Source organism: Neisseria sp. P0008.S002 (genome assembly GCF_051962805.1).
In the GTDB taxonomy this organism is placed as follows: Bacteria; Pseudomonadota; Gammaproteobacteria; order Burkholderiales; family Neisseriaceae; genus Neisseria; species Neisseria perflava.
Genome location: NZ_JBQCUY010000007.1, coordinates 1 through 12,381 on the forward strand (window position 1 = coordinate 1; position 12,381 = coordinate 12,381).

The window sequence follows — 12,381 nt, forward strand, 5'->3', positions numbered from 1 at the left end:
ATGGGGTAACAATCGGGTGGAAAGGGAGAAGCGGATAAAGAAAAAGGACGTGCTCAGGCACGTCCTTTCGGGAGAGGCTGATCTCAACCTCGAGTACTGCATTATTGTCTTAACCCGTTTTATTATTTTGACGAACTGAATATTTCAAATCCAGTACCTTATGCTGACACTGCAACCAGCCGGCGGAAGGTAATGCCCTGGTCAGAACTATTAGGAATTAACTGTAAATTGAGCGGGAAAGTTTAAAAGTAGAGAAAGCGGTAGTTTAAGTTATTGATGCAACATTATTCAGACGGCCCGAGCGGTCATGGGTAAGGATAATAAAAGATAAAGGCTGTAGACAAATTACACCAAGCAAAGATAGCATTGTCTGCAGGGTAAAAGGCTGGTTGATACAGCAAACATATATCTGTATCTATTTTGAAAGGCTATATTGAGAAACTGCACATCACTCCTTCAATATCGACGAGATAAGGTATGGCAGAAGGTTCGATCAAAGGCTACGGCAGCAAAACAGATGGCACCTAGAAAAACATCAGCTACAGACCTGCATTATCGCAAAGCCCTTTGCAACAACTCATCGACGGAAACGCAAATCAAACACAACCGAATATTTGTCGAAAAACCCGTTATGTGGTTGAACAAAGCTTTGTTACGTTTCACTGTAAATCAGGGTGTGAACCTAATTTGCTTTAGGCAACATGGGTGTGCAACGCTATTCGAAAGCGATATGTTTGAATCGTTGAAGTGGTTAACAGCTTACTTGCGCTTGTTTGCTCCTACAAGATGCGAGCATTGGGAAGATAAAAGGGAGCTGTCAAGTCCCTGTGTTTGATTTTTGGCTGTTGGGGATGAAGGATTTTTTGCAAAGGTCTCAGACCGTCTGAAAACTTGATAGAAGCAGTCGTCTGTTAAATATGCGATAATGCGGGAGATTTCATGGGTGTGGTAGAAACATGGTTGTGATTGTCCGACGGGGATGATGTCGGGCAACGATGGAATCGGTTTGCTTGAAACGCCCGCCTGTTGCGGGCTTTTTTATGGGAAGGAATGGTCATGCCTAATCCGCTTTATCGGCAACATATTATTTCAATTTCAGATTTGACGACGGAGCAGCTCGAATTGCTGCTTCAGACGGCCTTGAAGTTGAAAAAGCAGCCTCGCAAAGATTTGCTTGAAGGTAAATTGATTGGTTCGTGCTTTTTTGAACCCTCTACCCGTACGCGTTTGTCTTTTGAAACGGCGGTACAGCGTTTGGGTGGGAAAGTTATCGGTTTTTCCGATGGCGCGAATACCAGCGCGAAAAAGGGTGAAACGCTTGCAGATACTGCGAGGATTATTTCCAGTTATACGGATGCGATTATTCAGCGACACCCGAAAGACGGTGCGGCCCGTGTGGCGGCCGAGTTTTCGAGCGTGCCCGTGATTAATGCCGGCGATGGTACCAACCAACATCCAAGCCAGACGCTTTTGGATCTGGTAACGATTTATGAAACACAAGGTAGTTTGAGCAATTTGAAGATTGCGATGGCCGGTGATTTGAAATATGGCCGTACGGTACACTCATTATGTCAAGCATTGAAGCGTTGGGGTTGTGAGTTTGCATTTGTTTCTCCTCCCAGCTTGGCGATGCCGGACTATATCACTGAAGAGCTGGAGGAGGCCAGTTGCCCTTATCAAGTCCTGTCCAGCTTGGAAGAAGCGGTCGAATGGGCGGATATTTTGTACATGACCCGCGTTCAGCGCGAACGTTTTGATGAGCAGGAATTTGCCAAAATTCAGGGTAAATTCAATCTTGATGCGCCGATGTTGGCAAACGCCAAACCCAATTTGCGCGTCTTGCATCCTTTACCGAGGGTAGATGAAATTCATCCGAATGTGGATAAAACACCTCATGCCTATTATTTTGAACAGGCAACCAATGGAGTGTATGCACGGATGGCGATTTTGTCTTTGGTATTGAACGAAGAAGTTTAAGGAGCGAAAGATGGAAAACTCAAAACTCAGCGTTGAAGCAATCGAACAAGGTACGGTGATTGACCATATTCCTGCTGGTAAAGGCTTGGCCATTTTAAGACAGTTTAAGCTGCTGCATTATGGCAGCGCGGTTACGGTTGGTTTTAATTTGCCCAGTAAAACGCAGGGAAGCAAAGACATTATCAAAATCAGCGGTGTGTGGTTGGATGCCAATGCGGCCAACCGTTTAGCTTTATTTGCCCCTGAAGCAGTGGTCAACAAAATCGATCGGTTTAAGGTGGTTGAGAAACAGCATTTGTCATTGCCGGACGAGATTTCGGAAGTGTTCCGTTGCCCGAATACTAATTGTGCCAGTCATGGCGAGCCGGTCATCAGTCGCTTTTATGTCCGTTCACATAATGGTCAGACGCGTTTGAAATGCCATTATTGCGAAAAAACCTTCTCGCGTGATTCGGTTGCCGAAGCCTGATAAAAATCTCAGGCCGTCTGAAAATACGGCTATACGGTTTGAGTTGTCTGCTTGATACATTAGTTTCATAAAAAGCAAGATATTAAGCAAATTGCGTTAAAATTACGTTAAAATAATGCCTTCCGGGTTGATGACATTATTCGCCCGAAAGGCATTATTTTTTAATAACATGATACGAAATGTAGGAAAACTCATGCACTCATCCATACAAAGCCGGTTTGCCCCAATTTTATACGTCTTGATTTTCTTTGCCGGATTTTTAGCCGCACAAGTTTGGTTTAATCAGCAAGCCTATTTGACCAATCTTCCCCTTTTGGTTACAGCCATTTCTGCCGTTGCATTTGTTTGGTTGATTTGGGCCGTCGTATCTGCGCGATCCAAAGCTAAAAGCAAGATTTTGCACCGTGAGCAGCTGATTCAAAAAGAGAGCATTCATCCTGTTTTGCATGCGACGTTGCAACGTTCTGATGGACAAACGGATTTATTGGTTTTGGTTGTCCGCAATAGCGGTAAGGGCTTGGCGAAGAATGTGCGTTTTGAGGCTGAGGCTTTGCCGGATCACTTGCCGAGCAAGCTGGTTGCCGATGCAGTTATGCGCTTGGAGATGTTTTCCGGCGGCGTGGATATGCTGGCATCGGGAGAATTGTATGGCGGCGTGTTTGCAAGCATGTTGGCGCTGGCTGCCGAATTGCCGGACCAAACATTCGGCGGAGTATTGAAACTGAAAGCCACTTATGAAAATGCCTTTGGCGATCAATGCACTTCAGAAAGCGTTTTGGATTTGAGCATATTGAATTTCAATTTGTCAGAAATTAAATCCAATGGCGAGCAAAAGCCCCGCAAGAAATTGTTGTATTGATATTCAAAATATGCAGGCCGTCTGAAACCGAAATACTTGTTTTCAGACGGCCTGTTGTTATTTTTCAAATGATTTTTGAAGAAAAAGAGGCGTATCGGGTATAATAATCAAAGAATTCGAAACGGATTGTCAGGCTCGGCAAGCCGTCTCATCATTGTCGTATTTCAAAACCTTACTGATATTTTTTCAATAATCTGTTGCTATGTATCGGAACTTTTTCTGATGTTGGCACTGGCGAAATATTCCTTCAGCCATTTACTCTCAGGAAGCTGCTTATGTTAGTGTGTAATCCTTATGAAGTTGTGATCCATGGTACGACCAGCAAAGGCAAGATTTTCCGACCAAGCGACTGGGCGGAGCGCCTGTGCGGTATTTTGTCCTCCTTTACTAAAGACAACCGCCTTTCCTATTCGAATTGGGTGCGCCCGATTTTGGTGGACAATGTCCGTTGTGTAGCGGTCGATAAAAAGTTGGAAGAAGACAATCCGCAAATGTTCCGTTTCTTGATGGACTTTGCAGCGGATAATGATTTGCGCGTGATTGACTGCAAAGCCTTGCTCAAAGAGCAAGAGAGCAAACAGCAGGGCGAAGTGCCGGTCGAGCGCGTTTTGTTGGCGCAGGCGATTGAAGAAAAACATGCAGCCGAGCGTGCGGAAGCGGCCAATGCTCAGCCTGAGCCTCAAGCTGCCGCGCCTGTGGTTGGCGTATTGCGTGAAATTCCGCCGGAAGAAACCGCAACCGCTTTTGCGGCATTGAGCATTTTGCGTTCTTCTTTGACCGATATTCACCGTTTCGTCGAACAAATCAACGAGCATCAGCGCAAAACCGGTTACCGCCTGTTGGGTATTTTTGAAGAAGGTAAACAAAATGCCGTGGCCGTATGCGGTTTCCATACTGCACATAACTTGGCCAGTGGTTACCATATCCATATTGATGATCTCGTAACCATGCCGCAATGCCGCCAAAAAGGCTATGCTTCACGCTTGTTGGAAGAAGTACGCAAAATCGGTGCGGAAACCGGCGCGACCAAAATCCATCTGAATGTCCATGTTAACCATGACCGTGCAGGTGCGCATCGTCTCTACTTCAAAAACGGATTTGAAATTTGCGCTTACCATTTCCGTTGCGATCCGAAATAATTTTTGTGGAAAGAGAGAAATCAATGTTGAAGATTTTGACCGCGGCTGTTTTGACACTGAGCTTGGCGGCCTGCGCATCAGGCAGCGGAGGCAGCTCGCAAATGTATGGTGAGATTAAGGCCGGTGTAGAAACCAGCCATCAACGTTGAGATATACAATGACAAGGCCGTCTGAAATAGGTTTTCCTGTTTCAGACGGCCTTTTTGCAACTTGATTAGAGTGTCGTGGAGGTGTCGTCAGCGGCAACAGTCCGATGCAGGCGATACCAATTGTACAGGCGCAGGATGCACAAGAAAGCGATGATGGGCATGCAGGCTGCGGTAACCAGATAACGCGGGTTGCTGAAGTTTAAAACGTTGTGCCCGGAAAGCAGCGACAAAGCGGCATGCAACCATTCCCACAAAGACGAAATGCTGAATGCCAAAACAGCCAACAGGCCGAGGGTTCGGAAAATACCGATGGGCAGGATTTGTTGGCGTAATACGGCGCGGTTGAGTTGGAACAAAACAATCAAACCGAAGCCGATGATACAGACCATGCCGCCGTTGGCGACGATTTGTAGGCTGTTGAAGGCAATGTCGGGCGTAACGGAAATTGTACCGGACTGGTTGGCGGCGGTTTGTTGCAAATTTAAGCCTTGCATGACATTAAGTACGAAACCGTAGATCAGGTCGGCCAAAACGATACCGATGGGTAGCGGAGTCAAAAAACGTTTCATGGATCAGTTGGGTATTCTATTAGTATGAGGGAGGCCGTCTGAAAATTAAAAATGACGACGTGAGAGTGTATTGTATCCGATAGAAAAGTAGGTTAATGCAAAAATAAATTTAGTTTAAGTCAGAAAATGATGTAATTTTACGCCAACATTATTGCATTAAGAGTACAATCTTCTTCATTATCAAACGTGAAATCAACAGGAAAGGACGTTTACATGAGCCAATTGCAACGTGATTTAACCCGTATCAGCCACAATACCAAAATTGTTGCCACACTGGGTCCGGGCAGCAACAATGTACAATTGTTGGAAGACATGATCCGTGTCGGCGGCCTTAATGTCGTCCGTTTCAATTTCAGCCACGGTACGCCGGAGTTTCATGAAGAAAATGCCCGTATCGTACGCGAAGCCGCGAAACGTGCGGGTCAGGAAATCGCCATTCTTGCCGACTTGCAAGGGCCTAAAATCCGTGTCGGTAAAATTGCCGGCGGCAGCATCGAGCTGAATAAAGATGAAACTTTGATTTTGGATGCCGCACTTGAAGGCGAAGGTACACGCGAAGCGGTGGGTTTGGACTACCGTGATTTGCCGAATGACGTCGCTGCCGGCGATGTTTTGTGGCTGGACGACGGCCTGTTGACTTTGACCGTTGAGGCGGTTGAAGGAAGTAAGATTATTACAAGGGTAGAAAACAGCCATGTGCTGAAAAGTAACAAAGGTATCAATAAACGCGGCGGTGGCCTGTCTGCCGGTGCGTTGACCGAAAAAGACTTCCGCGACCTGAAAACGGCGATTGCCATTGGTTGCGACTACTTGGCCATCAGCTTTGTGAAATCTGCCGAAGATTTGCACATCGCACGCGCCAAAGTCGAAGAAGAAATGAAAGGCAGTACAGCCGTACGTCCCGGTTTGGTTTCCAAAATCGAGCGCGTAGAAGCCATTGAAAATCTGGACGAAATCATCCTTGCCAGCGACGGTATTATGGTTGCCCGCGGCGACTTGGCAGTGGAAGTCGGCCATGCCGCCGTACCTGCCCTACAAAAACGCATGATCCGCCGCGCCCGTGAGTTGCGCCGCTTCAGCATTACCGCAACTCAAATGATGGAATCCATGATTACCAACCCTGTACCAACCCGCGCGGAAGTCAGCGACGTGGCCAACGCGGTATTGGACGGTACCGATGCGGTGATGTGTTCCGCCGAAACCGCCGTCGGTGCGTATCCGTTTGAAACCGTCAGCCAAATGGCGATTATTTGTGCGGCTGCGGAAAAAGAACAAGATTCGCTCAACGGCGTTGCCGAACAGGTCGAGTATCCCGAAGCCGTCAGCACCAACTTGGCGATTGCTGGCGGTGCGGTCAGCGTGGCGCGAGCAGTTCACGCCAAAGCCATCGTTGCCCTGACTGAAAGCGGTTCGACCGCCTTCGAAGTCAGCCGCCACAACATCACCCTGCCGATTTTTGCCCTGACGCCGAGTGTTTCAGCGCAACGCCGCATGGCGATGTACCGCGGCGTGCGTCCGTTGATTTTGGCAACCAGTACCGATCACGATACCGCGCTGAACGAAGTGGAAGCCATGCTGGTAGAACACAAAATCCTCCAAAGCGGCGACCAATACATCATCACCAGCGGTTCGCAAATGCGCGAATCCGGTTCGACCAATACGCTGGAAGTGTTGCAGGTTAAATAATTGCAGTGATCCGATAATTGGAAAAGCAGGCTGTTTTAGCCTGCTTTTTTGTGTAAAAAAAGAAAAGATTAGGCAAAAATAATGATGTAGTATAGAATTGAGTGCCTATACTAAATCAATAAAGGACGTTTCAGACGGCCTTTTTCTTTGTACGCCACTTTCACGGTAAACCAAAATGATTCATTTCAACCTGAAAAAAACAGCGTTTATTTTAAGCGCAGCACTGTTATCTACCGCCGTCCAAGCCTCCGGCTACCATTTCGGCACACAATCCGTTAACGCACAAGGCACGGCCAACGCCGCCGCCGCCGAAGCCGCCGATGCCTCAACTATTTTCTACAACCCGGCCGGTTTGAGCAAAATCGACAGCAGCCAAATTTCCGTCAACGCCAATATCGTTTTCCCAAGCATTCATTATGAGGCAGAATCTGCGAAACACTTCCGCACGGGTGCCGATGTCAGCGGCTCGACCAGCGGCAAAATTACCGAAACCACCGTTGCTCCGCACGTTTATAGCGCGTACAAAGCCAGCGACGATGTGACTTTGGGTTTGGGCGTGTACGTTCCTTTCGGTTCGGCAACCGAATACGAAAAAGATTCCGTCTTGCGCCACAACATCAACAAACTGGGTTTGACCACCATAGCCATCGAGCCGGTAGTTGCGTGGAAACTGAATGAGCAGCACGCCGTCGGTGCCGGTTTGATTGCCCAATATTCCAAAGCCGAATTGCGCAAATACTCCGACTGGGATGCTTCCGGCGCCATCAGCCAGTTGGCCAGCGGCTTGGCTTCCCGTCAAGCAGGCCGTCCCGTTGCTGTCGATGCGACCGGCAAAGCTGACGGTCATGCCGATGTAAAAGGTCACGATTGGGGCTTTGGTTACCAACTGGCGTGGATGTGGGACATCAACGAGCGCGCACGCGTGGGTGTGAACTATCGTTCCAAAGTATCGCATACGCTGAAAGGCACTGCCGATTGGGAAGCGGACGGCGCATATGCAAAACGCGCATGGGATTTGGGTGCAATGGCTGCACGCGGTTATGTGCCGAACGAAAAAGCCAGCGTAAAAATCGTAACGCCTGAGTCTTTGTCTGTTCATGGTATGTACCGCGCCACCGACAAAACCAACCTGTTCGGCGATGTGACTTGGACGCGCCATAGCCGCTTCAACAAAGCGGAGCTGGTGTTTGAAAACACCAAAAAAGTTGTCAACGGCCAATCTGACCGTACCGTTATCACGCCTAACTGGCGCAACACTTATAAAGTTGCATTCGGCGGCTCTTACCAAGTTACCGAACCATTGCAACTGCGTGCCGGTATCGCTTTCGATAAATCGCCGGTTAAAAGCGCTGAAGACCGTATGAACAGCCTGCCTGACGGCAACCGTATTTGGTTCTCCGTCGGTGCCAAATATCAACTGGGTAAAAACCATGTTATCGATGCGGCGTACAGCCATATCCACATCAATGACACGGTTTACCGCACCGGCAAAGCCAGCGGCAACGACGTGGACAGCCGCGGTGCATCCTCTGCCCGCTTCAAAAATAAAGCGGACATCTTGGGCTTGCAATACACTTACAAATTCAAATAATCGGATTTGAGTTGTGGATAAAAAGGCCGTCTGAAGATTTCAGACGGCCTTTTTGATTGGCAGGAACAGATGGAGCAATCCACAGGCAATAAATGGTGTGTTGGGCTTTACATATTTCTGATTGGAATGGCAGAACGGAAAAACGATAGAAAAAAGAATAGCCGATTACCGGCTGGAAAAATAAGATGTTGTTTGCGCTTTAAACAACGTGTTACAGATTTCTTTATTCTGATGGGCAGCAATCAAAAGGCCGTCTGAAAAACAGGTTTTCAGACGGCCTTATTTGCCAGATGGCTGCTAAGAAAGCTCAATCAGCTGCGGACTTCCAGTTCGATTTCTCTTTCTTGTTCGTCTTCAGCCGGCTTGTCCATGGTTTTTTCATCAGCCATATTGTCCAAGTCGCGGCCGGGTTCGGAAGCGGTATCACCGATGGAAACGCTGTTCAGGCTTTCCAAAATAATGGCTGAGGCCAGATGGTCGGATGTGCGGTACACCATTGCCAAACCGATTTCTTCCGCCGGAATGGAAACCAACTCAACCGTATCTTTGTCTTTCGGCTTACGAATCAGGTTGTTGGATAGATTGACACGGACTTGGCGGCCGCGTTTGTAGAGGCTGACCACAGTGCCTTTGTCCAAGCCGTCGAGTTCGCCTTTATCCAAAGTAATGGTTTGGAACTGACCGGCTTCGCCCACGCCGTCGAAGATGGAAACGACTTTGGCCTGAATCGGACGGGCAGGGGCGTGAGGCATCACATTGAAGCTGTCGAGGCCTTCGGGCAGTTTCAGCAGATAGTCGTCTTTGCGGATTTCGGAAACGGCTTCTTCGATAACCAAAGGTTGCGCGGACTGGGTGCGCAGCTTCATGACTTTGTTGACTTGGGTGTAATACTCGTTGCTTTTGAGTTTTTCGTCAGAAGCGCGGGTACGGTTTTCCAAGGCGGAGTCGGTGTAAGGCAGCGTGTTGGCGATGCCGCTGAACACGACTTCTTGGCCGAGGAATTTACCGGTTTCCGGATCGGTGATGTTTTTATTGACGCGGTAGGTCAGGTAGCGGCCGGGTTCGGTCAGGCCGTATGCGTACACGCGGTTGCCTTGGGTGTAGAGGACGCGGTTGTCGGGACCTGCAATCAGGCGCGGCGCGTTGGCGGTTTCTTCCGGAGCGATAATCTGCGGATGTTTCATAAACATGCGGTAGAGGTTGACGTTGACGGTCGGAATGCCGTAGCCGGAAGTTTCGCGTACGCGCGGATGCAGTTTGATCACGGGAATGCCGTCTGAACGGGTTTGGGCGTGTTCAAAACCCAGTCGAGGCTGGCCGTTGACGTAGCGTAAAACCAACACCTGACCCGGATAGATCAGGTGCGGATTGCGGATGGCGTTGCGGTTGGCGCCCCAAAGGCGGTTCCATTGCCACGGGCTGTACAGATATTTGCCGGAAATGCCCCACAAGGTATCGCCGTTTTTAACGACGTAGCGTTGCGGCGCATTGGGGCGGATTTTTAAAGAAGCTGCCTGAGTGTGGGCAGAAATAGCCATGCCTGCCATGCAAAGCAGGGTTATAATACGTTGTTGCATAACCGTTCCCCTTGAAATCGGTTTGGTTTGTCTTCAGATGATAAACAGAGAAGGCTGGAGTTTGCGAAACTGCCGCCCATCCATCAATACGATAACGAACGGCCTCTGTCGCGCTATCTTAACATTTTTCGGCGTTATTTTAGCATTGAATGTTGCTGTCATGACAGGAGATTGTGGCGGCGGAAACCAAATCTGTATGAAAATCACACATCAGTTTTATAAAACGAGAATATTATGGCTTTACTGAACATCCTCCAATACCCTGACGAGCGTTTGCACACGGTTGCCAAACCTGTTGAAAAAATCGACGAGCGCATCCAGACATTGGTTGCCGATATGTTTGAAACCATGTACGAAGCACGCGGTATCGGCTTGGCGGCCACTCAGGTCGACGTACACGAGCGCATCGTCGTGATGGATTTGACCGAAGACCGCAGCGAGCCGCGCGTGTTCATCAATCCCGTCATTGTCGAAAAAGACGGCGAGACAACTTACGAAGAAGGCTGTCTGTCCGTACCGGGCATTTACGATACTGTGACCCGTGCCGAGCGCGTCAAAGTTGAAGCCTTGAACGAAAAAGGCGAGAAATTCACGCTGGAAGCAGACGGCCTGCTGGCAATCTGCGTGCAGCACGAATTGGACCACCTGATGGGCATCGTGTTTGTCGAACACTTGTCGCAGCTGAAACAAGGCCGCATCAAAACCAAACTGAAAAAACGTCAGAAACACACCATCTGACCTGCGCATCGCTTAAAGGCCGTCTGAAAAGACAAAACAGAAGGCATACTTCGGTTTTCAATCTTTCAGACGGCCTTTTCAGCTGAAACAGTTTGCCCAACGCGCCCATTCAAACCATTTTCACAAGGACACAACATGAAAGTCATCTTTGCCGGTACGCCCGATTTTGCCGCCGCCGCCTTGAAAGCCATCGCCGCCGCAGGTTTTGAAATTCCGCTGGTGTTGACCCAGCCTGACCGCCCCAAAGGCCGCGGCATGCAGCTGACCGCATCGCCGGTCAAACAGGCTGCCTTGGAATTAGGTTTGACCGTGGCGCAGCCGGAAAAGTTGCGCAATAACGCCGAAGCCCTGCAAATGCTTAAAGATACGGGCGCGGATGTGATGGTAGTGGCCGCGTATGGTTTGATTTTGCCGCAGGATGTGTTGGATACGCCCAAACACGGCTGCCTCAATATCCACGCTTCGCTGTTACCCCGTTGGCGCGGCGCGGCACCGATTCAACGTGCGATTGAAGCCGGCGACGCCGAAACCGGTGTGTGTATCATGCAGATGGACATCGGCTTGGACACCGGCGATGTGGTCAGCGAACACCGCTACGCCATCCAGCCTACGGATACCGCCAACGAAGTGCATGACGCGCTGATGGGTTTGGGTGCGGAAGCGATTGTTGCCGACTTGCAGCGTCTGCAGGCTGAAGGCCGTCTGAATGCGGTCAAACAGCCTGAAGAAGGCGTTACCTACGCCCAGAAATTGAGCAAAGAAGAGGCGCGTATCGATTGGAATGAAAGCGCGGCTGTGATTGAGCGCAAAATCCGTGCTTTCAACCCTGTACCTGCCGCGTGGGTCGAGTATCAAGGCAAACCGATGAAAATCTGGCGTGCCGAAGTCGTGGTCAAACAGGGTAAGGCAGGCGAAGTGTTGTCCTGCACTTCAGACGGCCTGCTGGTGGCGTGCGGTGAAAATGCGCTGAACATTACCGAATTGCAGCCTTCCGGCAGCAAACGCATGAGCATACAGGCATTTGCGGCAGGCCGGACGATTGAAGTCGGAACGGTTTTGTAACAGGCTGGAAACAAACGTAGAGGAAAGAAAACAATGGCTGTTTTTGAAGTGGTCGAGGGCGATATTACCCGATTGGCAGTCGATGCGATTGTCAATGCCGCCAATTCATCGCTGTTGGGCGGTGGCGGAGTAGACGGTGCAATACACCGCGCCGCAGGCAAAGAGCTGCTGGATGAGTGCCGAACTTTGGGCGGTTGCCGCACAGGCGAAGCCAAAATAACCCAAGGCTATCGTTTGCCTGCGCGTTTTGTCATTCATACGGTCGGGCCGGTATGGTTTGGCGGAAAACAAAATGAAGAGGCCAAATTGGCACAATCCTACGCCAATTCCTTGCTGCTTGCCCAGAAACACGATCTTCACAGCATCGCCTTTCCGTGCATCAGTACCGGTGTGTACCGTTTCCCGGCCAAAGCTGCCGCGCGTATCGCTTTGGAGAGTTTGAAACAAGTCCTGCCGTAATGTCCGGCAGTGGAAAAAATCATCTTTTGCTGTTTTTCCAAAGCAGATGCCGAATATTATCGGGCATTGCTGGCAGCCGAACAGGCCGTCTGAAATCCTCCGAACA

Annotated in this window: 11 protein-coding genes and 1 pseudogene; 10 read left to right on the forward strand and 2 right to left on the reverse strand. The window is 49.4% G+C overall.

The features are described 5' to 3' along the window. Positions 1-1,056: 1,056 nt before the first annotated feature. The 5 genes from pyrB to ACTHSA_RS08440 all read left to right on the forward strand — a co-directional run bounded on the left by pyrB (position 1,057) and on the right by ACTHSA_RS08440 (position 4,593). Positions 1,057-1,977, forward strand: a complete 921-nt coding sequence (gene pyrB, locus ACTHSA_RS08420; RefSeq protein WP_440367686.1) for an aspartate carbamoyltransferase — start codon at positions 1,057-1,059, stop codon at positions 1,975-1,977. A gap of 10 nt (positions 1,978-1,987) precedes the next feature. After that, positions 1,988-2,446 carry an aspartate carbamoyltransferase regulatory subunit gene (gene pyrI, locus ACTHSA_RS08425; protein WP_004520167.1) on the forward strand — a complete coding sequence of 153 codons (459 nt, stop codon included), beginning with the start codon at positions 1,988-1,990 and terminating at the stop codon, positions 2,444-2,446. Positions 2,447-2,639: 193 nt separating this feature from the next. After that, positions 2,640-3,305, forward strand: a complete 666-nt coding sequence (locus tag ACTHSA_RS08430; protein ID WP_440378870.1) for a hypothetical protein — start codon at positions 2,640-2,642, stop codon at positions 3,303-3,305. A gap of 275 nt (positions 3,306-3,580) precedes the next feature. Continuing rightward, positions 3,581-4,444, forward strand: coding sequence for a GNAT family N-acetyltransferase (locus ACTHSA_RS08435; protein WP_049336349.1), 864 nt, complete (start codon positions 3,581-3,583; stop codon positions 4,442-4,444). A 23-nt stretch (positions 4,445-4,467) separates the two neighbouring features. Continuing rightward, complete coding sequence (locus ACTHSA_RS08440; RefSeq protein WP_003684698.1) at positions 4,468-4,593, forward strand: hypothetical protein; 126 nt, start codon at positions 4,468-4,470, stop codon at positions 4,591-4,593. Between the two features lie 65 nt (positions 4,594-4,658). Here ACTHSA_RS08440 and ACTHSA_RS08445 read toward each other — a convergent pair whose 3' ends face one another. Beyond that, positions 4,659-5,162 (reverse strand): hypothetical protein, encoded by a 504-nt coding sequence (locus tag ACTHSA_RS08445; RefSeq protein ID WP_049336347.1) that lies wholly within the window; start codon positions 5,160-5,162, stop codon positions 4,659-4,661. A 213-nt stretch (positions 5,163-5,375) separates the two neighbouring features. Here ACTHSA_RS08445 and pyk point away from each other — a divergent pair, with 213 nt between their 5' ends. Next, a complete protein-coding gene (gene pyk, locus ACTHSA_RS08450; RefSeq protein WP_049337966.1) occupies positions 5,376-6,848 on the forward strand; it encodes a pyruvate kinase in 1,473 nt (490 codons plus the stop codon). A gap of 175 nt (positions 6,849-7,023) precedes the next feature. After that, positions 7,024-8,439 (forward strand): OmpP1/FadL family transporter, encoded by a 1,416-nt coding sequence (locus tag ACTHSA_RS08455; RefSeq protein ID WP_004520172.1) that lies wholly within the window; start codon positions 7,024-7,026, stop codon positions 8,437-8,439. Between the two features lie 311 nt (positions 8,440-8,750). Here the strand turns inward: ACTHSA_RS08455 and ACTHSA_RS08460 are convergent, their stop codons facing one another. Further along, a complete protein-coding gene (locus tag ACTHSA_RS08460; protein WP_049336996.1) occupies positions 8,751-10,016 on the reverse strand; it encodes a LysM peptidoglycan-binding domain-containing protein in 1,266 nt (421 codons plus the stop codon). 234 nt (positions 10,017-10,250) lie between these two features. On the opposite strand from ACTHSA_RS08460, the gene def reads away from it, so the two are divergent. The 3 genes and pseudogenes from def (at position 10,251) to ACTHSA_RS08475 (ending at position 12,368) form a co-directional block, all read left to right on the forward strand. Beyond that, complete coding sequence (def, locus tag ACTHSA_RS08465) at positions 10,251-10,754, forward strand: peptide deformylase (RefSeq protein WP_003678675.1); 504 nt, start codon at positions 10,251-10,253, stop codon at positions 10,752-10,754. Positions 10,755-10,889: 135 nt separating this feature from the next. Beyond that, positions 10,890-11,816 carry a methionyl-tRNA formyltransferase gene (fmt, locus tag ACTHSA_RS08470; protein ID WP_070503666.1) on the forward strand — a complete coding sequence of 309 codons (927 nt, stop codon included), beginning with the start codon at positions 10,890-10,892 and terminating at the stop codon, positions 11,814-11,816. Positions 11,817-11,849: 33 nt separating this feature from the next. Then, positions 11,850-12,368 (forward strand): annotated as a pseudogene (locus tag ACTHSA_RS08475) (O-acetyl-ADP-ribose deacetylase). Positions 12,369-12,381: the final 13 nt, after the last annotated feature.

Excerpts from the sequence above, each read along its gene's own strand:
- pyrB (WP_440367686.1), top strand. The coding sequence starts at position 1,057 with ATGCCTAATCCGCTTTATCGGCAACATATTATTTCAATTTCAGATTTG.
- pyrI (WP_004520167.1), top strand. The coding sequence starts at position 1,988 with ATGGAAAACTCAAAACTCAGCGTTGAAGCAATCGAACAAGGTACGGTG.
- ACTHSA_RS08430 (WP_440378870.1), top strand. The coding sequence starts at position 2,640 with ATGCACTCATCCATACAAAGCCGGTTTGCCCCAATTTTATACGTCTTG.
- ACTHSA_RS08435 (WP_049336349.1), top strand. The coding sequence starts at position 3,581 with ATGTTAGTGTGTAATCCTTATGAAGTTGTGATCCATGGTACGACCAGC.
- ACTHSA_RS08440 (WP_003684698.1), top strand. The coding sequence starts at position 4,468 with ATGTTGAAGATTTTGACCGCGGCTGTTTTGACACTGAGCTTGGCGGCC.
- ACTHSA_RS08445 (WP_049336347.1), bottom strand. The coding sequence starts at position 5,162 with ATGAAACGTTTTTTGACTCCGCTACCCATCGGTATCGTTTTGGCCGAC.
- pyk (WP_049337966.1), top strand. The coding sequence starts at position 5,376 with ATGAGCCAATTGCAACGTGATTTAACCCGTATCAGCCACAATACCAAA.
- ACTHSA_RS08455 (WP_004520172.1), top strand. The coding sequence starts at position 7,024 with ATGATTCATTTCAACCTGAAAAAAACAGCGTTTATTTTAAGCGCAGCA.
- ACTHSA_RS08460 (WP_049336996.1), bottom strand. The coding sequence starts at position 10,016 with ATGCAACAACGTATTATAACCCTGCTTTGCATGGCAGGCATGGCTATT.
- def (WP_003678675.1), top strand. The coding sequence starts at position 10,251 with ATGGCTTTACTGAACATCCTCCAATACCCTGACGAGCGTTTGCACACG.
- fmt (WP_070503666.1), top strand. The coding sequence starts at position 10,890 with ATGAAAGTCATCTTTGCCGGTACGCCCGATTTTGCCGCCGCCGCCTTG.